This is a genomic window from Arthrobacter sp. 10T425 (assembly GCF_056393985.1).
The window spans coordinates 227,259-247,691 of the sequence record NZ_JBFTGZ010000003.1 but is presented as its reverse complement, the minus strand read 5'-3'; the positions used below and the strand labels follow the sequence as shown (position 1 = coordinate 247,691).

Here is a 20,433-nt window from a genome sequence, read left to right as displayed (position 1 = left end):
ACCCCGCGTTGGTTTGAGCGGCGACGGGCTACCGCGCGGACCAGCCGCCGTCCATCGTGTAGCTGGCGCCGGTGACCATGCCGGCGTCGTCGGATGCCAGCCACGCCACCAGGGACGCCACTTCCTCGGGCTCCACGAGCCGCTTGACCGCTGATTCGGTCAGCATGATCTTGGCGAGCACCTCGGACTCCGGGATGCCGTGCACCTTGGCCTGGTCCGCGATCTGCGATTCAACCAGGGGCGTGCGGACGTAGCCGGGGTTGATGCAGTTGGAGGTGACGCCGTGCGCCCCACCTTCGAGGGCCGTCACCTTGCTCAGGCCCTCGAGCCCGTGCTTGGCCGAGACGTAGGCGCTCTTGAACGGCGAGGCCCGGAGCCCGTGCACGGAGGACAGGTTGATGATGCGGCCGAAGTTGTTGGCGTACATGTGCGGCAACGCGGCCCGGATCAGCAGGAACGGGGCCTCCAGCATGAGGGTGATGATGCGGCGGAAGTCGGCCGGATCGAACTCCTCGATGGGGCTGATGCGCTGGATTCCGGCGTTGTTCACCAGGATGTCGCAGTCCAGGCTGAGCGTCTGGAGGGATTCGACGTCGAGCAGGTTGACGGCCCACGCGGTGCCGCCGATTTCGTCGGCGAGCGCGGCGGCGGCGGCCTCGTCCCTATCCGCGATCACCACTTTGGCCCCGCGTGCCGCCAGGGCCCGGACGCTCGCCGCGCCGATCCCGCCGGCGCCGCCGGTGACCAGGGCCTTGCGTCCGTTCAGCGTGTTTTCCATAACTCAGCCTTCCGTGTCAAAAATTCGATGAGGCGGCCGGCTCCAGCGTGGCTGGAGCCGGCCCAAAACTCAAGCAGCTCAGCGGGTGGCTGCTACGGGCAGGCCTTCGCGTTCGGCGTCGGCCCGGTCCACGTCCTCCAACGCGATGCCCTTGGTTTCCTTCAGGCTCAGCACTGCGACGGTGGTGATGGCGCAGGCGACCAGGAGGTAGATCGCGGTGGGCAGCCAGGAGCCGGTGTCCTTGAGCCACTGGGTGGCCAGGAGCGGCGCCAGCGAACCGGCGAAGATCGAGGTGACCTGCGAGCCAAGGGAGACCCCGGCGTAGCGCATCCGGGTCGGGAACAGCTCCGACATGAGGGCCGGCTGGCCGGCATACATGAAGGCGTGCAGGCACAGGCCGATCGTGACGGCCAGGACGATGATCACCGGGTTGCGGGTATCGAACATAGGGAAGGCGAAGAACGGCCAGGTGGCACCGGTGACGGCACCGATGAGGTAGACCGGCTTCCGGCCCCAGCTGTCCACGAGGCGCCCGACCTGCGGGATGACCAGGAAGTGGACGACGTGGGCGATCAGCAGGGCCAGCAGCAGCGAGGAGGTGTCGTACTTGTGCACGGACTTCAGGTAGACGATCGCGAAGCTGACCACGAGGTAGTACATGATGTTTTCCGCGAACCGGAGCCCCATGGCCTGCAGGATGCCCTTGGGGTATTTGCGGATGACTTCGCGGACGCCGTAGCTGGCGGACTGATCCTCTTCCAGCTGGGCTTTGGCCTCGAGGAAGATGGGCGATTCGGAGACGTGGGTGCGGATGTAGTAACCGACGAACACGATCACGGCGGAAAGCCAGAACGCCACCCGCCAGCCCCAGCTGAGGAAGTCGGCGGAGCTGAGCACGTTGGACATGATGAACAGGACCAGGGTGGCCAGCAGGTTGCCGACGGGAACGGCGGCCTGGGGCCAGCTGGACCAGAAGCCACGGGACTTGTTGGGGCTGTGCTCGGCGACGAGCAGGACTGCGCCGCCCCATTCGCCGCCGAGGGCGAAGCCCTGGATGAAGCGCAGGAGGACCAGCAGCGCCGGCGCCAGGTAGCCGAGGGTGGCGAAGCCCGGGAGGCAGCCCATCAGGAAGGTGGAGACACCGATGATGATGATGGTGAGCTGCAGGGTGGGCTTGCGGCCGAGCTTGTCGCCGATCTGGCCGAAGACAATGCCGCCCAGGGGGCGGGCCACGAAACCGACGGCGTAGGTCAGGAACGCCTGGATGATGCCGTCCAGTTCGTTGCCCGTGGCGGGGAAGAAGTACTTGCCGAACACCAGGGTGGCGGCGGTGGCGTAGAGGAAGAATTCGTACCACTCGACGACGGTTCCCACCATCGATGCGGCGACGATTTTCTTGAGCCCGGAACCCTTGGATGCGGGTGCTGCGGCGGTTGTTGCAGAGCGTTCGTTTACGCTCATCTGGTTCTCCTTAGTGTCCACGGTGACACGCGCTGTGACGCACAGCACTGAAATGGCTTCATTGAGTATTGCCGCACATCCACGGCGATTCAATGGCCAAACCAGCACCCGCTATGTGCAGAATTGCAGATATGAACGCCAATCCCGATGACCTGCTGGTCCTGCTCGCGGTCTCCCGTTCGGCGAAATTCACGACGGCGGCACAGACGCTCGGACTGAACCACACCACCGTTTCCCGCCGGATCGCGGCGCTGGAGAAGGCGCTGGGTGGCCGCGTGCTCTCCCGCGCCTCGGGAGGCTGGGAGCTCACCGAGCTCGGTGCCGAGGCCGTTCGGGTGGCCGAGCAGGTCGAGAGCGCCGTGCGCACCCTGGAGCAGCCCGGGCACACCCCGGACCCCATCACCGGCGTCGTACGGATGACCGCGACGGATGGATTCAGCGCCTACATCGCCGCCCCGGCCGTGGCCCGGCTCCGCCGCGACCATCCCGGCCTCAGCGTCGAGATCATCACCGTGACGCGCCGGGCGCTCCAGCAGCGGTCCGGCCTGGACATCGAGGTGGTGGTCGGCGAGCCGCAGGTGCACCGGGCAGAGGCCGCGCGGCTCGGCGAGTACATGCTGGGAATGTACGCCTCCCGCGGCTACCTCGCCGAGTACGGCACCCCGGCCACCGTGGAGGAACTGACGGCCCACTCGCTGGTCTACTTCGTCGATTCGATGCTGCAGGTGGACGATCTGGACGCCCCGCGGCGGCTGGTGCCCACCATGCGGGACGGGCTGAGCTCCACCAACGTTTTCGTCCACGTGGAGGCCACCCGGGCCGGCGCCGGGATTGGGTTCCTGCCCTGTTTCGCGGCCGACCTGCATCCGGACCTCGTCCGGCTCCTGCCGGATGAATTCGCGGAGCTGCTGCCCTACTGGATGGTGCTCCGGCCCGATTCGATGCGCCGGCCGGCGGTGGCCGCGCTCGTGCAGGCGCTGCGGGAGCAGACCGCGGCGCACCGCGATGCCCTGCTGGGCCGGGGAGCAGCCCCATCGATTGCTCCGTAGCCGCCTCTATAGTGCCGCAAATATAGTGCCGCAAAAGGGCTGCTACGGAGCAGTCGGCGTCCCTGCGCGGGGCCCAGCCGGCGGCTCGGCGGGCGGCTGAGCGAGAACGGGCGGTTCCGCGGCCGGCTCAGCGGGAACGGGCGACTTCGGGTCATGCCGGACGACGGCGCCGGCCGCGAACGCCCGCACCTTTTCGTCGTTCCAGATGTGGGCCGGCACCGCACCGCCGAGCAGGCGCCGCGCGAGGCCGGGGTCGTCGTCGAACGGGACATCGCTGCCGGCCATGACCATGTTGCCGTAGCGCCGGCCCTTCAGCATGGCCGGATCCGCGATGATCACGGTGTAGGCAAAGGCGTCGGCGATGGTCGCGGCGTCCTCGCGGGCATTCTTGAGGTCCGGGGCGTCGCCGGAGTTGACCACATATATCCCGCCGGGGGCCAGGACGCGCTTGGCGTGCTCGATGAATTCCCGGGTGGTCAGCGGCCGCGGGGTCAGCGAGCCGGCGAAGACGTCGCGGATGATCAGGTCCCGGGTCTGCGGGGTCAGGCTCTCGGTGACTTCCCGGGCCTCTCCCACGCGCAGGCGCAGCAACGGCGCCTTGGGCAGGTCGAACCAGCCCCGGACGTAGTCGGCGAGCTTGCCGTCCAGCTCCACCACCACCTGGCGGGCGTCCGGGTAGGCGGCGTGGAAATAGCGCGCCAGTGAGCACGCTCCCCCGCCAAGGTGCAGGGCGCGCAGCTTGGGCCCAGGCTCCCGCGGCCAGCGCGACTCCACCAGGGCTGCCATCCAGCGCATGTACTCGAAGTCGAGGAACAACGGGTCCGCGAGGTCAATGTGCGAGCTCATGACGCCGTTGATGCGCAGGAGCCAGCCGGTGGAATTGTCCTGGTCCGGGATCAGCTCGCAGTCCCCGGTATCGATGTAGTACACCCCGGCCAAAGGACCGGCCGGGCGGGAACCCTTGGGCACTTCCACCACTCCCGGCCCGGCGGTTTGGGCGCCCCGCCCTTTGCCCCGCTTGGCCATCAGCTATCCCCCGCATTGTGCATGTTTCAACCCTAGTTCACCGGCGGCCCCGGAGGCGGCCCCGGGCGCGGCCAGACCGCGGGACCAAAGCCCCTACACATTCCCGGGCCGCAGGGTTCTACTGGGGCTGCACATAGTGCCGGGCGAAGGGGTGCGTCCGACGAGCCGGGAGGAATAATGTCGGCACCCACAGGGCAGCAGGGCGGCACCGTGGCGGTCGGTTACGGCGGGTCCGGGGCCGCCCAACTCGCCGTTCGCTGGGCGGCCGAATACGCGGCCGCGGCCGGGCTGGACCTCCTGGTGATCCATGCCTGGGTGTGGCCGGTTTTCACCAAGAACCTGGGCCCTGTCAAGGGCGTGGCCGGCAGCGGGCTGCGGCATTCCGCGGAAGCCGTCCTCGCCGAGGGCATCGAGCTGGCACGCGGCGCCGCCCGCGAAGCGGCCGGCGGCGCACCGCTGGGGGCCGAGCGCGCCATTACCGGGCAGGAGCCGGAACGTCCGGGCCCCGCCGTCGACGGCGTCATGGAGGCCGGGCTCCCGGCACCCGTGCTGCGCGACGCCTCCCGGGACGCACGGCTGCTGGTAGTGGGCAGCCGGGGCCTCGGCGCCGTCCTTGGCCAGGTGGCCGGCTCGGTCTGCATCGATCTGGCCGGCTCGGCACCCTGCCCGGTGATGATAATCCGGCGCCCGCGCCGGCGGGCCCACCCCGTCGTGGTGGGAGTCGATGCCTCACCCCGCAGCCCCGCCACGGTGGCCGAGGCCATCCGGTTGGCCAAAGTCCTCGGCGCCCCGCTGCACCTCGTCCACGTCGATCCATTGCGCGGCGGGGCACGGGAAGAGCACGGCCGCCATGCCCTGCTCCACGGCCAGGAGCTGCTCGACCGCGCCATCGACGAGGCCCGCGGGATGGCGCCCGGGCTGGAGGTTACCGGCGCCCTGCGTGAGGGCCATGGGGCCCGGGAGCTCCTCGACGCCGCGGACGACGCCGACGTCCTGGTGCTCGGGACCCACAACCCTGCGGCCGGAGCCGGCAACACGGTCTCCGCCGTGCTGCATAAGGCGCGCTGCAACGTGCTGGTCACCCGCTAGCCGCCGCGAGCGCAACCGATTCGGACCTGCAGACGCTGCAAAGAAGGAGGCCGCGGTGCGAGCATGGCAAGTTGGACTTCCGGGGCCCATGTCCAGCGGCCCCCTCGTGGCCACCGACCGCCCGGATCCTGTGCCGGGACGCGGTGAAGTCCTGCTGAAAGTGCGGGTCTGCGGTGTGTGCCGCACGGACTTGCACCTGGCCGAGGGCGACCTCACGCCGCGGCACACCGGGGTCATCCCGGGCCACGAGGTAGTGGGTGAGGTGATCGGGCAGGGACCGGGGGCCGCCAGGTTCGGCATCGGCGAACGGGTGGGCGTGGCCTGGCTGGGCGGCACCTGCGGCGCCTGCCGGTTCTGCCTGCGCGGCCAGGAAAACCTCTGTCTGTCCCCCACGTTTACCGGCTGGGACCGCGACGGCGGGTACGCCGAGCTCATCACCGTGGCGGAGAACTTCGCCTACCGGATCCCGGAGACGTTCAGCGATGAGGAGGCTGCGCCGCTCCTGTGTGCAGGCATCATCGGCTACCGGGCCCTGACCCGGGCCGAACTGCCGATCGGCGGACGGCTGGGCATCTATGGGTTCGGCGGCTCCGCGCATCTGGCGGCCCAAATCGCCCTCTACCGGGGTGCCCGCGTGTACGTCATGACCCGGTCCGCGCAGGCTCGCGCGCTGGCCCTGGACCTCGGCGCGACGTTCGCGGGCGGGGCCGAGGAACAACCGCCCGATCCCCTGGATGCCGCGATCCTCTTCGCCCCCGCGGGCGGCCTGGTGCCGGTTGCGCTCCGGGCCCTGGACCGCGGCGGGACGCTCGCCGTCGCGGGCATCCACCTGAGCGATATTCCGCCGCTGCACTACGCCGACGAGCTCTTCGAAGAGCGCCAGCTGCGCAGTGTCACAGCCAACACCAGGGCCGACGGCGAGGAGTTCTTCCGGATCGCCGCCGAGATCCCGCTCCGCCCGACCACTGTGGCCTACCCGTTCGAGGCCGCGGACCGGGCCCTGCGGGACCTGGCGGAGGACCGGATCACCGGAGCGGCCGTGCTGCACATGGACACGACATAGCCCGGAACCATCGCAAGCAAGTCACCACGACAACGCCGGGGACACGCTTCGGCGCGTCAGCCGGGCGTCCCGGCGTCCCGGCGGAACTCGTGCTCCTGGCCCGCCCGGAGCAGCACCTTCTCGACGCCCACCCGCACCAGCACCGGAGCCGCGTCCCCCGGGGCGGCGGACACCCGCAGCAGGTCCGGCCCGAGGTGCACGGACAGCAACTGGTCACGGTAGCGGACCTGGAACTCCACCCGGGACAGCTCGGCCGGCAGCCGCGGGGTGAAGTCCAAGGCGTCCCGGGTGATCCGTAGCCCGGCGAAGCTGCGCTGGACCACGTCGATCGAGCCTGCCATGGCGCCCAAATGGATGCCCGCGCGCGTGGTGCCGCCCTGGGTATCGTCCAGGTCCGTGTCCAAGGCTTCCCGGAATGTCGCCCACGCCCGCTCCGGATCGTGCTGCGCCAGCACCGAGGCATGGGTGACCCGGCTAAGGGTGGAGCCGTGCGCGGTCCGGGCCAGGTAAAAGTCCACGGTGGCCGCGATCTGCGCCGGCTCGACGTCGTAGCCCATCCGGCGCAGGAACCCCAGGAGCTGGTCCTCGCCAAGAACATACAGGAGCATCAGGACGTCCGCCTGTTTGGCCAGCCGATAGTGGTTGGTGCTGTCCCCTTCGGCTTCGAGAATCAGGTCCAGCCGTTCGATGTTGCGGTAGGCGCGGCGGTAGTGATTCCAGTCGAGTTCCCGCAGGGCGCCGTAACCGTCGAACTGGCTGATGATTCCGCCGTCGTGGAAGGGAACGAACATGCGCCGGCTCAGGTGCGCCCAGGCGTCGATTTCCGTGCCCGTGATCCCCAGCCGTGCCCGGAGTTCCTCCATGTCGAAACCCTGTACTGAATGCATGATCCAGACCGCCTGGTCAAATACCCAGGCCGCCATGATGTTGGTGTAGGCGTTATCGTCCAGGCCGCCGCCGGGGTTGCCCGGGTGGCCGGTGTGGTATTCATCCGGGCCCATGACGCCCTTGATGTGGAACCGGCCCTGGGCGGCGTCGTGCTCCGCCAGGGAGACGAACAGCCTGGCGACGTCCACCACAATCTCGGCGCCGTGCCGGGTCAGCCAGCCCCGGTCCTGGGTTGCTTCGAAGTACTGCCAGGCGTTGTAGGCGACCGCCAGTCCGACATGCCGCTGCAGGCGTGAGTAGTCCGGCATCCAGTGCCCGGAGAGCTTGTTGAACAGGAACTTGGGTGTCTGCTCGGTGCCGTCGCTGCCGCTCTGCCACGGAAAAAGCGCGCCGCGCAGCCCGGCCTTCCGGGCCGCGTCCCGCGCGGTTCCCAGCCGCCGCCAGCGGTAGTCAATCAGCTCGCGGGCCACCGCGGGCAGCCGGGAGTTCAGGACCGGCAAGACGAACAGTTCATCCCAGAAGATGTGCCCCCGGTAGCCTTCACCGTGGAGCCCCCGGGCCGGGACCCCGGCATCGAGCTCGGCTGTGTGGGTGGTGAGTGTCTGCAGCAGATGGAAAACGTGAAGGTTCAGTATCAGCTGGGCCTGGGACGTGGCATCGGATTCGATGATGAACGGTGCCAGCAGCAGGCGCCATGCCGCGTCGTGGTCCGCCAGCAGCGCGTCGAACTCCTGGGGTGCGCGCGACAGCACCGCGAGCGCCCCCGAGAGCGGCGAGGCGACGGCGTGGTCCCGGGAGGTGGCGACGGCCGCTGCCTTGGTGACCGTGACGGGGATACCGTCAGTGACCTGCAGCTCGAAGCGGTGGCTGTACATCCCTCCTGCCACCTCGGGAATTGCGCCGGCCCCGACGGGCACCCCGCCGCCGGAAATCCGGGTCCGCAGTGCCAGGGCGATCCCGATCCTGCTCCCGGACGTCTGCACCTGAACCGTCAGCTCAGCAGCGTCCGAACCGTCCTCCGACGAAGACTCCGACGAGGACACCGCCACCCCTGTCAGGTGCCGGTTGGCCAGTTGGGCGTCCTCGGGCACGTTGGAGTTGGTGACGCCGGTGTCGCACCCGCTGCGGATGCTGATGGACCCGCTCCACCCGACGGCGGTCAGCGTGGTTTCCAGTGCGGCCAAGTGGGGCTCGGCCATGGACACGAGCCGGCGCTGGAGTACCTGAAGCTGCCGTCCGGCGCCGTCCGCCACGAGTGCTTCCCGGCTCAGCAGGGCCCGCTTGAGGTCCAGGGTGCGCCGCTCGCTGCGGAGCGTCAGGCCGCCGGACCACCACGCACCGTCGCCCACCCGGACATCCAGCGGCAGCCAGTCCGGGATGTTAACCATGTGCTCATCCACGGTTTCTACGCCCTGGACGACGCTCGCGACGCTGTTGTAGACGCCCGCAAGGTAGCTGCCGGGATAATGGGCGTCCCCCGCGCGGTGTTCCGGGGCGGCGCCGCCGGTGGCGAGGTAGCCGTTGCCGAGCGTGGTCAGCGCCTCCCGGTGCCCTTCGTGGGCGGGATCGAAACCCTCGTACACCAGCAGCCACGGGTGCGTAATGACCAGCCCGATGTCCAGTTCGCTGACGTCTTCAACCACGACGTCGGCGCCCGCGGCTTCCAGCGCAGCCCGCCGCCCGGCCCGGTCGAGGCCGACCACGAGCCCGAATCCCCCACGTCGCCCGGCTTCCACGCCGGCTGCGGCGTCGGCGATCACCATGGCCCGGGCGGGGGTGATCTCCAGCCGGCGCACGGCTTCGAGGACCAAAGCCGGCGCCGGCATTCCGGCGACATCGTGGTCCAGGGCCGTCTGGCCATCCACGATGTGGTCAAAGACCTCGCCAAGGCCCGCGGCGGCCACGATCGCGGCGGCGTTCCGGCTGGAGGTGGCGAGGACCACGGGGATCCGCCCGGCCCGGAGCCGCTCGAGCAGCGCCACGGTGCCGGGGAAAACGGGCACGGGCCGGCCCGCGAGCATGGCTTCGAAAATTCCGTTCTGGCGCTGCGCGAGTCCGAACGCCGTCCACTCGTCCGGGCCGTCCGCGGGCGAGCCGCGGGGAATGGGGACCCCGCGCGAGGCCAGGAATGCGGCTACGCCGTCCTCCCAGGTCCGGCCCTCGATCCAGCGTGCGAAGTCATCGTCCGTGAAGGGCGCGCGCCTCGCGTCCGCGGGAAGCCGGGGGTCCGTCATGACGTCGTCAAAGAGTTGTTTCCAGGCTGCCGCGCGGAGCTCGCCGGTATCGGTCACGACGCCGTCGAGGTCAAAGATCACGGCATCGACGGGAGCCAGCGCGGCGGCAACTGTGGGCGACTCCGTCATGGCCCTGTCCTATCAGCGATCGGTGCGCCGCGACAGTGGCGTTGGGCCCGCCCTTAGCCCAGGAGTGCGTCGAGGGTGGTGAAGCCATAGCCCGCCTGGCGGATGCGGCTGATCAGCTGGGGCAGGGCAGCGGCGTCCAGCGTGGTGCCGTCGTCGGGGTTGGAGCCGATGTGCATCAGGACAATTTCCCCCGGCTGCAGGGCCGCCAGGACGCGGTCCGCGACGAGCTGCGCCGTCGCTCCGCCGCTGGTGCCTTTCCAGCCCAGGGTGTCGACGCTCCAGCGCACCGGAAGGTAGCCGAGGTTGTTGACGGTGGCGATGGTCCTGGCGTCGCGGTCACCGAAGGGAAACCGGAAGAGCGGCCGCGGGTCAGCCCCGGCCGCCCGGATGGCTTGTTCGGCCGATCGGACCTGGTCCTTGATGCCGGCGTCGGGCAGCCCGGTGAAGGCCGGATGGGTCATGGAATGGTTGCCCACCCGGTGCCCGCCGGCGACGATCGCCGCCACGCCTCCGGGGTTCGCGGCGGCCCAGCGGCCGGTAAGGAAGAACGTGGCCCGCACGTCCGCGGCGGCGAGACTCTGCAGGATGCTCGGCAGTCCGGCAGCGTTGGCGCCGGCGTCGAAGGTCAGGGCCACTACGGTTCCGGCGCCCGGGATGCTCTCGACGTCGTGGCCGGCGAGCGCGGCGGGGAACCGCGCCGCGGGGGGCACGGGAGCGGGAGCCGTCGGTGCCCGGGTCGGCGGGGGGACGGGAACCGGCTCGACCGGAACTGGCCCGCTGGTGTCCGGGGCCGGCGATGCCGAGGTCGGTTCAGGGGACGGGGAGGCAGGGGGCGCGGTCCCGGAGGCACTTGCGCTGACGGGTCCGGATACCGGTGCGGTGACGGGCGCAGATGGGGGCGGTGACGCCGTCGGCGCCCCCTGAAGCAGCACGACCGCGGCACCGGCGGCCAGAAGCAGCGCAACCACCACGGCCGCGATCACCAACAACCGGCGGCGGCCCGCGGTCATGGACCCCATGTTTCACCTTGGCACCACGCACTACGGCAGGCTAGGGCTCAAAGGCCCCGCCCGTGCCGCAGCCTAGGAGGCCGCCGGAATCAGGCCGTCCGCACGGTACCGGTCGAACAACTGCAGGAAGGCGTCTTCCGTGCGGCGGTACCCGGTGAAACCGGCAAGCCGGCTCTTGCTCATGTCCGTGACCACCTCGAGGTTCCGGCCCAGGTCGCCGTCCGTGTGCCACCAGGAGGCGACCTGCGCGAGGTCGGGTTCGGCCAGCCCATGGCGGGCGGCGATGGCCGACCACACGCCTTCCATGCCGCGCATTTGCTGCTCCAACGGCCGCGGTTCGTTGCTGTAACCTACCGGCTCGACMCCGAAGTAGTCGGCCACCGCAGGCCACATGCGCCGCCAGCGGAAGACATCGCCGTTGACGATGTTGTAGGCCTGGTCGCCAACGTTGTCCGCTGTGGCCGCCCAGATCATGTGGTCCGCCAGCAGTCCGCTGTCGGTCATGTCCGTGAGGCTGTTCCACTGCGTCTCGGAGCCCGGGAAGATGAACGGTTGGCCCAGTTCCTTACAGATGGATGCCTGAACGGCGAGGGTGAGCCCCATGTTCATGGCGTTCCCGACCGCATGCCCGATCACCGTATGCGCCCGGTGCACGGACCAGCCAAACCCCTGCTTCGCGGCCGCAGCCCACAACTCGTCTTCCTGGGCGTAGTAGAAGTTCGGCGTCGGCAGCCTCGGCTCGCTCTCCCGAAAGGGAGTGTCCGGCATTTCCCCGGCCGCATACGCCTCAAACGGGCCCAGATAGTGCTTCAGCCCGGTCATGAGGGCGACGTGCTTCACAGGCTTGCCGTTGAGGCTGGCGAGGACGTTCCGCAGCATGCCCGCGTTTGTGTCGATGTTCTCTTGTTCGGTCTTCCGCCTGGACCAGGCGGTGTAGAACACATGGGTGGGCGAAACACCTGCCAGGGCCTCGCGCAGGTTCTCCACGGATGTCAGGTCCGCGCTCACATGGCGCACGTCACGGCGGCGAAGGGGACTGCGGGAGAGCCCCACCACGTCCCAGCCCTCCTCGGCGAGCCTGTCCACCAGGGCGGATCCGGCAATTCCGCTTGCCCCCACCACCAGGGCGGTCCGGGTGTCGACGGTCTCTGAGCTGCTTCGCACGTCATTCCTCCTGGCATCGCTTGTGCTGCGCCGCGCCCATTGCATGTATCGGGTCCCTGCGCGCCGGCCCGCTTGATCGGGACGGATGCTCTTCCAGCCTCTCATGCCGAAGTCCGGGGACGGTCCGGCGGGCCGTCCCGGCAAGCCGGTCGCGGCCGCGCAGTAGGATTCAGGGAGACGCCAAAACTGATACGAAGCTAAGGCGGAACATCCGTGAAATTCGTACTCCGGTATCCGCTCGTGGCCGGGACCCTCGTCGTCCTGCTGGCGGTGCTGGTCTTGCTGTTCTCCGGGCAGGAAGGCATAGCCCGGGCCGCTGCGAGCGTTTATGCCCTGGCCGTGGCGGCCTACCTCGCCGTCGGGATGGCGCGCCGGCTCGCAGGCGGCCAGTTCGGCATCGACATCCTGGCCGTCACCGCAATCGTCAGCACCGTGCTGGTGGGCGAGTACGTCGCCTCGATGATCGTCGTACTCATGCTCGCGGGCGGCACTGCCCTTGAGGACTACGCCGCCGGCAGGGCCAAGGGCGAACTCACCGCATTGCTCGAACGCGTCCCGCAGACGGCCCACCGCGAGCGCAACGGCTCCCCCGCCGCCGGAACCAACACAGCCGGAACCAACACCGCCGGAACGCACACAGCCGGAACCCCAACGGAGAGCCAACACGAGGACGTGGCGGCCGCCGACGTCGAGATCGGGGACGTCCTGCTGGTCAGGCCCGGCGAGGTGGTCCCGCTGGACGGCGTCCTGCTCTCCGAGTCAGGCTCTTTCGATGAGTCCTCGCTCACCGGGGAGAGCCTGCCGGTGGAGCGGTCCGCCGGGGACGGGCTCATGAGCGGTTCGCTGAACGGTGAGGCCGCGGTCCGGATGCGGGTCACGGCGCGCATGGAGGATTCGCAGTACAGCCGGATCGTCGCCCTCGTGCAGGAGGCGGCGGACAGCAAGGCGCCCATGGTCCGGCTCGCGGACCGCTATGCCGTGCCGTTCACGGCCCTCGCCTACGTGCTCGGCGCCGTGGGCTGGATCATCAGCGGCAGCCCGGAACGCTTCGCGGAGGTCCTGGTGGTGGCCACGCCGTGCCCCCTGCTGATCGCAGCGCCGGTGGCGTTCCTCGGTGGCATGAGCCGCGCCGCGCACTCCGGTGTCATCGTCAAGTACGCCGGGGTGCTGGAACAGCTGAGCCGGATCAAGACGGCCGCCTTCGACAAGACGGGAACCCTCACGTACGGCCGCCCGTCCCTGCTGCGTATCCGGACCGCCGGGCCCCTCGCAGAGGACGAGGTCCTGCAGTTGGCGGCGTCCGCGGAACAGTATTCCTCACATGTCCTGGCCGCCTCGGTGATGGAGGCCGCCCGGAACCGGGCCCTGCCCTTCGCGGCCGCCACCGAAGCCACCGAATTCGCCACCCACGGGGTCCGCGCCAGGTTCGACGGCCAGGACGTGGTGGTGGGCAAGCCCGCGTTCGTCGCAGAGTGGGCGTCCGGCGTGGTGGAGGCGGGGCTGGCCAGCGGCGAGCTCGCCATCTACGTCGGTGCCGGCGGAAAATTCGTGGGCGCCCTGGTGATGAGCGATCCCATCCGCAAGGAGACCCGCCGCACCCTCGCCGACCTCAAGGCCCTGGGCGTACGCCGAACGGTCATGCTGACCGGTGACGCGCTCGCCACGGCCCGGCACATCGCGGACGAGGCAGGGCTCACTGACGTCCGCGCCGAGTGCCTGCCGCGGGACAAAGTCGAGGCCATCAGGTCGCTGCCGGACCGTCCGGTCATGATGGTCGGCGACGGCGTCAACGATGCCCCCGTCCTGGCGGTCGCCGACGTCGGAATCGCCATGGGCGCCCGCGGCTCGACGGCGGCCGGCGAGTCGGCCGACGTCGTGATCATCCTCGATGATCTCTCCAAGGTGGGGACCGCTGTCCGGATCGGGCAACGCACCGTGCAGGTGGCCTTGCAGAGCATCTGGATCGGCATCGGCCTGAGCGTGGCCCTCATGCTGGCCGCGGCCGCGGGCTACGTGCCGGCCATCGCCGGCGCCCTGTCCCAGGAACTGGTGGACCTCGCCACGATCCTCAATGCCCTGCGTTCACTCGGCCCCGGCCGCCACGGCGCCGCCAGCCCGGTGCGGTCCCGGGAAAGCGCGCGGCAGGCCCCGCTACCGGGATGACTATTTCCTGGCTGACTCTGTCTCCGCTGCCGCGACGGCTGACTCAGTCTCCGCTTCCGCGATCCGCGGCACGGTCTTGAGGTAGCTGTCCGGGTTCAGGGAGATCGAGTCGATCCCTTCGCGCACCAGGAACGCGGCGAACTCCGGGTGGTTGCTCGGTCCCTGCCCGCAAATGCCGATCTTGATCCCGGCGGCGTGGGCCTTGCGGATGGCCTCGCTGATCATCGCCATCACGGCCTCGTCCCGCTCATCGAAGAGCGCCGCGAGCTGGCCGGAGTCACGGTCCACGCCCAGGACCAGCTGGGTGAGGTCGTTGGAGCCGATCGAGAACCCGTCGAACCGCGTCGCGAACTTCTCGGCCAGGACCACGTTGGATGGGATTTCGCACATCATGTAGACCTGCAGCCCGTTGCTGCCGCGGACCAAACCGTGCTCGGCCATCACGGCCAGGACTTTGTCCGCCTCCTGCGGCGTGCGGCAAAACGGCACCATGACAATCACGTTGGTGAACCCGAGCTTCTCGCGGACCCGTTTGAGCGCGGCGCATTCGAGCGCGAACCCCTCACGGTAACGGGGGTCGTAGTAGCGCGAGGCGCCGCGGAACCCGAGCATGGGATTCTCTTCCGGTTCCTCGAAGGCGCCACCGCCGAGCAGGTGGGCGTATTCGTTGGTCTTGAAGTCGCTGAGCCGGACAATCACGGGGCGCGGATAATACGGCGCGGCGATCTTGGCGATCCCCAGCGACAGGGCGTCCACGAAGTACTCGGCCGGGTCCGCATAGGCCTGCGCCAGCTCCCGGATCTGGTGCGCCTCGGCGGGATCCGTGACCCGTTCCGGGTGGACAAGCGCCATGGGATGGACGCGGATCAGGCTGCTGATGATGAATTCCATCCGGGCAAGCCCGACGCCGTCCGCCGGCAGCCGCCACCACTGGAAGGCCGCGGCCGGGCTGGCGATGTTGACCATGACGGCCGTGCGCGTCGCAGGCAGCGCGCCGAGGTCCACATCTTCGGTTTCGAACGCCAGGGTGCCGTCGTAGACCCGGCCCAGATCACCTTCGGCGCAGGAGATCGTCACGGACCGGCCCTCGGCCAGGACGGCCGTGGCGTTGCCGGTTCCGACGACGGCGGGGACACCCAGCTCGCGGCTGACGATCGCCGCGTGGCTCGTGGGGCCGCCATGGTCCGTGACGATGCCGGCTGCCCGTTTCATGATGGGCACCCAGTCCGGGTCGGTCATTTCGGTCACGAGGATGGCGCCGTCGCGGAACGTCGCGATGTCCGCCGCGGTCCGGATGACGCAGGCCGTGCCGTGCGCAATCGAGTCGCCGATGGCCGATCCGGTGGCGAGCACGGGCCCCTGTTCCAGCAGGTGGTGGATGGTGAACTGCGGCCCGGTCCGGCGTGACTGGACCGTCTCGGGCCGGGCCTGGACCATGAAGAGTTCCCCGGTCTCGCCGTCCCGGGCCCATTCCATGTCCATGGGCCGGCCATAGTGGTTTTCGACCGTGACGGCCCAGCGGGCGAGGGCGAGGATCTCGGCGTCGCCCAGCACGAAGGCCCGGCGCTCGGCCTCCGAGGTGTCCACCATCCGGGTGCGGGCGCTCCCGCCGCGGCTGTAGACCATCTTCCGGGCCTTGGAGCCGAGGGATTTCTCGATGATCGGGGTGATGCCCTCCGCGGCCGCGGACTCTGTCAGGAGCGGCTTGAAGACCAGGTACTTGTCCGGATTGATGGTGCCCTGGACAACTGTTTCGCCGAGGCCCCAGGCCGCGCTGATGACGGCGGCGCGGGGAAAGCCCGAGTCGGTATCGATGGAGAACATCACCCCGGATGCCCCGACGTCGGAGCGCACCATCCGCTGGACGCCGATCGAGAGGGCGACGTCCATGTGGTCGAAGCCCTTGACCTCGCGGTAGCTGATGGCCCGGTCCGTGAAGAGTGAGGCGTAACAGCGGCGGCAGGCGTCCAGCAGTTCCCGCTCACCCGCAATGTTCAGGAAGGTCTCCTGCTGCCCGGCGAAGCTCGCGTCCGGGAGATCCTCCGCCGTCGCGCTGCTGCGCACCGCCACGGCGAGCCGGTCCAGGCCGGCCCGGTCCCCCAGGCTCCGGTAGTGGGCGCGGATGGCTTCGGCGATGTCGCCGGGGAACTCGCTGGCCAGGAACAGGTCCCGGATGGCCTCGCCGGTGGCGCGCAGCGTGGCGTCCCCGGCCCGGTAGGCGGCAATACGCGATCGCATGGCGGCGTCGATCCCGTTAGCCACGACGAACGAGCGGTACGCGGCGGCTGTGGTGGCGAACCCGTCGGGAACCCGTATCCCCTCGCTCTGGAGGGTCCGGATGAGCTCGCCGAGCGAGGCGTTCTTCCCGCCGACCCGCGGGACGTCGGCCATGCCGATCTCGTCAAACCACATCACGGGCGATTCAGCCATGTCAGTACTCCTGCGGATTGTCGGTGGACCCATACTGCGCGGGACCGGTGTCCCGGGGTCAGGGGCTTTGGACCCGCGCGCCGCCGCCGGCTACTGTGCCGCCTGGGGGAAAGCCTCCTGTTCCCGCGCCGGGCCGGGCGCCGCCGGCGGAACCAGCCCGGCGGCGGCGGACGATCTTGTACAGCCAGTCGGCGAGCAGGACGGCAGGGACGGCGGCCAGCGCCACCGCCAGGCCTCCCGGCGTCGGCGGAGCGTGGCCCAGCAGCGCCGCCAACGGCCCGAGGAACAGGAACACGCACAGCAGCCCCAGCTCGGCCAGCACGGCCCACAGCAGCAGCCTGTTGGTGAACCAGCCCAGCCGCCAGGGCGGGACGGTGGCGCTGCGGCAGGCGAAGGCGTTCGCCAGCTGGGCCAGGACAACCGTGGTGAAGGCCGCGCCGGACGCCGCCAGGAGCACGTCGCTAGCCGGCAGCTCGGCGCCGGGCCGCCACCCCGCACCGAGCAGAACCACCGTAAACGCCGTCATCTCCATCAGCGCCTCGACCGGTCCCAGCAGCCCAAACACCCGAAACATGAGGGCGCGGTCCATCAGGTGCCGGCGCTCGGGCGGCCGCTTCAGCGTCCCCTTGCTTGGCGCCTCGCTGCCCAGGGCCAGGGCGGGCAGCAGGTCGGTGCCGATGTCCAGGGCGAGGATCTGCAGCACGCCCAGCGCCAGTGGGAAGTGGCCGCCGGACAAGGCCCAGATAACGAAGGGCGTGAGCTCGGCGACGTTGTCCGTCAGGTGGTACGTCAGGAAGCGCCGGATGTTCGCGTAGGTGGCACGGCCCTGCTCCACCGCGGCCATGATCGTGGCGAAGTCGTCGTCCAGCAGCACGAGGTCGGCGGCCTCACGGGCGACGTCGGTGCCGCTGCGTCCCATCGCGACCCCGATGTCGGCCTGCTGGAGCGCCGGGCCGTCGTTGACGCCGTCGCCGGTCATGGCCAGGACATGCCCGCGGCCCTGCAGGAGCCGGGCCACGCGGAGCTTCTGTTCCGGCGTCACCCGGCTGACCACTACTCCGTCGCAGTCCAGCAGTGCGGCCAGGACGGCGTCATCGCCGGGCAGGTCCCCTCCCTGCAGCACGGTTTCCGTGGGGCCGAGCAGCCCCGTCTCCCGGGCGATGGCGGCGGCGGTGAAGGCGTGGTCGCCTGTCACCATCGCCACTTTGATTCCTGCGTCGCGGGCCGCTTGGAGTGCCACTTTCACCTCGGTCCGGGGAGGATCGTGCAGACCCATCAGGCCCAGCAGCGTCAGCCCGGCCTCGACGTCCTCCAGCTTGAACGCGGCGCCGGGCGGCCCGGGCAGGCTGCGCTGGGCGACGGCGAGTACCCGCAGGCCACGGGCGGCCATCTCGTCAACCATGTCCATTGCGCGGTTCGAGCCGGGATCCGAAGCCCCGCCGCCGGTGGCCAGACACAGCGGAATCACGGACTCCGGGGCCCCCTTCACGAAGAGGGCGGTGCCGACGATTGCCGACTCCCGCAGCCGGCGGGAGTCGAACGCGAACCGGTGCGACGGCGTCGGCCATTCCGGCTGCTCACCCGGAAGGGCGAGGCGGACGGCGAGCGCGTCGATGGCCGCCTCCATCGGGTCCCCCTCGGCTATCCAGCGGTCTTCGTGGAGGACGGCGCGCCCCACCGAGGCGGCGCGGGCAGCGACGCTGAGCCGCCGGGCTTCTTGAAGGCCGCCGCCCGTCATCTCGGCTTCGGGGCCGTAGCCCTGTCCATTGATGGTCAGCAGCCCGGCCGGGGTCCAGACCTCGACGACGTTCATCCGGTTCTGCGTCAGGGTTCCGGTCTTGTCGGTGCAGATGAAGGTCGTGGAGCCGAGGGTCTCCACGGCTTGGAGGTTGCGCACGAGGGCGTTGCGCTTGGACATGCGCTGCGCGCCGACGGCCAGGGAGAGCGTGACGGTCGGCAGCAGGCCCTCGGGGACCAGCGCGACGGCCACCCCGATGGCGAACAGGAAGGCGTCGCGCCAGGAAATGCCGATCACGAGCGAGAGGACGAAGAACAGGGCGCCGATGCCCAGGGCCATGGTGGCGGTGATGCGGACGATTCTTTGCAGTTCCAGCGACAGCGGGCTGGTGGGGGCTTCGACTTTACCTGTCAGGGATGCGATCTCCGCGAGCCGGGTCTGGCCGCCCGTCACCGAGACCACGCCTTCGGCGTGCCCGTTGACCAGGAAGGTCCCGCCGAAGGCGGTGTCGCCGGGGGTTTTGGCGACTGCCTCGCTTTCGCCCGTGAGCATGGACTCGTCCACCTCGCAGCCGGTGGCCAGGGCCAGCCGGAGGTCCGCCGGAACGCGGTCGCCGGCCACCAGCACCACGACGTCGTCCGGCACCAGTTCGGTGGAGTGGACCTTGATGACGCGGCCGTCCCGGCGGACTGACACCATGGCCGGGAGCAGTTCGCGGAGCTTGGCGGCGGCATGCTGGGCCCGCTCCTGCTGGATGTAGGCGAACACCCCGTTGACCAGGATCACCGCCACGATGGCGATGCCCAGTTCCGGCATGCCGGCAATGATCGCGAAGACGGCCGCCACCCAGAGCATGATCGCGAAGAAATGGGTCAGCTCAGCCAAGAGCCTTCGCCAGCCGGGGACCGGACGGGGCTCGGGCAGTTTGTTGGCACCGAATTGCTTCAACCGCCGGGCAGCTTCGTCGGCGCTGAGTCCGGCGACGGCTGACAGCGAGTCCTGCCCCGGCCCGGGATTCACCCCCGCGCTCCGCCCCTCACGGGCACTGCAGACCGCCGGCCGCCGCCGTCGAAATCGTCGGACAGCTGCGGGATCGCCGGAACTTTCCGGCGGTGTGGCGCGGATCCGGCGAACTCGCGGCTAGGGGGTGGCGTCACGTGCGTTAGTCTTCGGCGGCGCTGATCCCGAACTCGCTCTTGAGCCGCACGCGGGCGCCGCGCTCAACCAGTGTGGGTATGTAGGTCCGGATCCGGCCTGCGTTCAGGGCATCGAATTCCTCGCCGACGATCCCGGCGATGTGCCTCCGCGGCACGTGCGGAAACCTGGCAGCCAGACGCTCGACAACCTGATCAATGCTGGGTTCTTTCGCATCGTCCGTCACTTCTTCAGTGTGGAGCGGCCGGGTCCCGGCGTCAATGAATCTTCAGCTGGCAGGCGGCAGCAGGTGGCCCAGGCTCCGCAGGTAGGTGCCAAAGCCGTGGGGCGCCCGGGCATGGGTCCGGCCGGAGGTCATGACCCTGATGCTGTCCGTTGCGGTGACCGTGAAGGCGCGGCTGCGGAGGCTGTGCACCAGGGTCCGGTCTTCTTCGGACGTGACCCGGGCGAACCCTCCGGCGGCAAGATAGGCGGAAGCCCGGACCCCGAAATTCGCGCCATAGATATGCGGGTGGTCCTCGCGGAAGGGGTGGCGTTCGTGCCAGCGCCGGAGCAGTTCAGGGTCCATCCCGGCGGGGTCGGGTTCCACGGAACCCAGCACGGCGTCGGCCCCGGCCTCGGCGAACTCCAGCTGGCGCACCAGCCAGTTCTCCGGCACCCGGGAATCGGCGTCGGTGTTGGCCAGCCAGGTCCGGCCGGCCCAGGGCGGCGGCGTCCAGCGCTGGCCGGGCGGCCGCCGCCGGGTCACGCCGATGCCGGAGGCCCGGACGCCAGCGGCCCGGCTGGCGCCGGCGCTGCGGTAGCTGACCGCCAGTGCGCTGAAACGCGGGTCCGAGGCTGCGAAGCCGGCCATGACGGCGGCGGAGCCGTCCGTGCAGCTGTCCAGTACCACCGTCACCCGGGTCTCGACGTCGGACCGGACCCTGTGCAGGGCGTCCGCGGACCGCTGGACGGCCTCCAACGCCAGTTCCAGGTGGTCTTCTTCGTTGTTTGCGGGCATGACGACGGCGACCCGGTCGATGCGGTGCCCGCGCGGCAACGGCAACGCCGTCATCG

Annotated in this window: 14 protein-coding genes; 4 read left to right on the top strand and 10 right to left on the bottom strand. The window is 69.8% G+C overall.

Annotated elements, in window-relative coordinates:
- Positions 1–28: 28 nt before the first annotated feature.
- On the bottom strand, positions 29–778 hold the full coding sequence (locus AC1DDH_RS05405; protein ID WP_223914617.1) for a 3-hydroxybutyrate dehydrogenase: 750 nt from the start codon (positions 776–778) through the stop codon (positions 29–31).
- A 78-nt stretch (positions 779–856) separates the two neighbouring features.
- Complete coding sequence (locus tag AC1DDH_RS05400; protein ID WP_223914618.1) at positions 857–2,239, bottom strand: MFS transporter; 1,383 nt, start codon at positions 2,237–2,239, stop codon at positions 857–859.
- A gap of 131 nt (positions 2,240–2,370) precedes the next feature.
- On the opposite strand from AC1DDH_RS05400, the gene AC1DDH_RS05395 reads away from it, so the two are divergent.
- Positions 2,371–3,288, top strand: a complete 918-nt coding sequence (locus tag AC1DDH_RS05395; protein ID WP_476849839.1) for a LysR family transcriptional regulator — start codon at positions 2,371–2,373, stop codon at positions 3,286–3,288.
- Between the two features lie 42 nt (positions 3,289–3,330).
- Here AC1DDH_RS05395 and AC1DDH_RS05390 read toward each other — a convergent pair whose 3' ends face one another.
- A complete protein-coding gene (locus tag AC1DDH_RS05390; RefSeq protein ID WP_476954992.1) occupies positions 3,331–4,314 on the bottom strand; it encodes a spermidine synthase in 984 nt (327 codons plus the stop codon).
- A gap of 177 nt (positions 4,315–4,491) precedes the next feature.
- Here AC1DDH_RS05390 and AC1DDH_RS05385 point away from each other — a divergent pair, with 177 nt between their 5' ends.
- A complete protein-coding gene (locus tag AC1DDH_RS05385) occupies positions 4,492–5,403 on the top strand; it encodes a universal stress protein (RefSeq protein WP_476863694.1) in 912 nt (303 codons plus the stop codon).
- Positions 5,404–5,458: 55 nt separating this feature from the next.
- Positions 5,459–6,466, top strand: coding sequence for a zinc-dependent alcohol dehydrogenase family protein (locus AC1DDH_RS05380; RefSeq protein WP_476954991.1), 1,008 nt, complete (start codon positions 5,459–5,461; stop codon positions 6,464–6,466).
- 56 nt (positions 6,467–6,522) lie between these two features.
- On the opposite strand, the gene AC1DDH_RS05375 is transcribed toward AC1DDH_RS05380, so the two are convergent.
- From AC1DDH_RS05375 to AC1DDH_RS05365, 3 genes are all read right to left on the bottom strand, one after another.
- The gene (locus AC1DDH_RS05375) at positions 6,523–9,717 is read right to left on the bottom strand and encodes an HAD family hydrolase (protein WP_476954990.1); all 3,195 of its coding nucleotides are present in this window, start codon (positions 9,715–9,717) and stop codon (positions 6,523–6,525) included.
- 53 nt (positions 9,718–9,770) lie between these two features.
- Complete coding sequence (locus AC1DDH_RS05370; protein WP_476954989.1) at positions 9,771–10,736, bottom strand: polysaccharide deacetylase family protein; 966 nt, start codon at positions 10,734–10,736, stop codon at positions 9,771–9,773.
- A 63-nt stretch (positions 10,737–10,799) separates the two neighbouring features.
- Positions 10,800–11,891 (bottom strand): SDR family oxidoreductase, encoded by a 1,092-nt coding sequence (locus tag AC1DDH_RS05365; protein WP_476954988.1) that lies wholly within the window; start codon positions 11,889–11,891, stop codon positions 10,800–10,802.
- A gap of 213 nt (positions 11,892–12,104) precedes the next feature.
- Between AC1DDH_RS05365 and AC1DDH_RS05360 the strand changes: the two genes are divergently transcribed.
- Complete coding sequence (locus AC1DDH_RS05360) at positions 12,105–14,054, top strand: heavy metal translocating P-type ATPase (protein WP_476954987.1); 1,950 nt, start codon at positions 12,105–12,107, stop codon at positions 14,052–14,054.
- Here the strand turns inward: AC1DDH_RS05360 and ppsA are convergent, their stop codons facing one another.
- From ppsA to AC1DDH_RS05340, 4 genes are all read right to left on the bottom strand, one after another.
- Positions 14,055–16,484, bottom strand: a complete 2,430-nt coding sequence (gene ppsA, locus AC1DDH_RS05355) for a phosphoenolpyruvate synthase (protein ID WP_476954986.1) — start codon at positions 16,482–16,484, stop codon at positions 14,055–14,057. It lies immediately after the preceding gene.
- Positions 16,485–16,542: 58 nt separating this feature from the next.
- A complete protein-coding gene (locus AC1DDH_RS05350) occupies positions 16,543–19,242 on the bottom strand; it encodes a cation-translocating P-type ATPase (RefSeq protein ID WP_476954985.1) in 2,700 nt (899 codons plus the stop codon).
- Between the two features lie 142 nt (positions 19,243–19,384).
- Positions 19,385–19,603 carry a three-helix bundle dimerization domain-containing protein gene (locus AC1DDH_RS05345; protein WP_079552243.1) on the bottom strand — a complete coding sequence of 73 codons (219 nt, stop codon included), beginning with the start codon at positions 19,601–19,603 and terminating at the stop codon, positions 19,385–19,387.
- Positions 19,604–19,645: 42 nt separating this feature from the next.
- Positions 19,646–20,431 carry a glycosyltransferase family 2 protein gene (locus AC1DDH_RS05340; RefSeq protein ID WP_476955020.1) on the bottom strand — a complete coding sequence of 262 codons (786 nt, stop codon included), beginning with the start codon at positions 20,429–20,431 and terminating at the stop codon, positions 19,646–19,648.
- Between the last annotated feature and the right edge of the window lie 2 nt (positions 20,432–20,433).

Excerpts from the sequence above, each read along its gene's own strand:
- AC1DDH_RS05385 (WP_476863694.1), top strand. The coding sequence starts at position 4,492 with ATGTCGGCACCCACAGGGCAGCAGGGCGGCACCGTGGCGGTCGGTTAC.
- AC1DDH_RS05375 (WP_476954990.1), bottom strand. The coding sequence starts at position 9,717 with ATGACGGAGTCGCCCACAGTTGCCGCCGCGCTGGCTCCCGTCGATGCC.
- AC1DDH_RS05340 (WP_476955020.1), bottom strand. The coding sequence starts at position 20,431 with ATGACGGCGTTGCCGTTGCCGCGCGGGCACCGCATCGACCGGGTCGCC.
- ppsA (WP_476954986.1), bottom strand. The coding sequence starts at position 16,484 with ATGGCTGAATCGCCCGTGATGTGGTTTGACGAGATCGGCATGGCCGAC.
- AC1DDH_RS05395 (WP_476849839.1), top strand. The coding sequence starts at position 2,371 with ATGAACGCCAATCCCGATGACCTGCTGGTCCTGCTCGCGGTCTCCCGT.
- AC1DDH_RS05405 (WP_223914617.1), bottom strand. The coding sequence starts at position 778 with ATGGAAAACACGCTGAACGGACGCAAGGCCCTGGTCACCGGCGGCGCC.
- AC1DDH_RS05390 (WP_476954992.1), bottom strand. The coding sequence starts at position 4,314 with ATGGCCAAGCGGGGCAAAGGGCGGGGCGCCCAAACCGCCGGGCCGGGA.
- AC1DDH_RS05400 (WP_223914618.1), bottom strand. The coding sequence starts at position 2,239 with ATGAGCGTAAACGAACGCTCTGCAACAACCGCCGCAGCACCCGCATCC.
- AC1DDH_RS05370 (WP_476954989.1), bottom strand. The coding sequence starts at position 10,736 with ATGGGGTCCATGACCGCGGGCCGCCGCCGGTTGTTGGTGATCGCGGCC.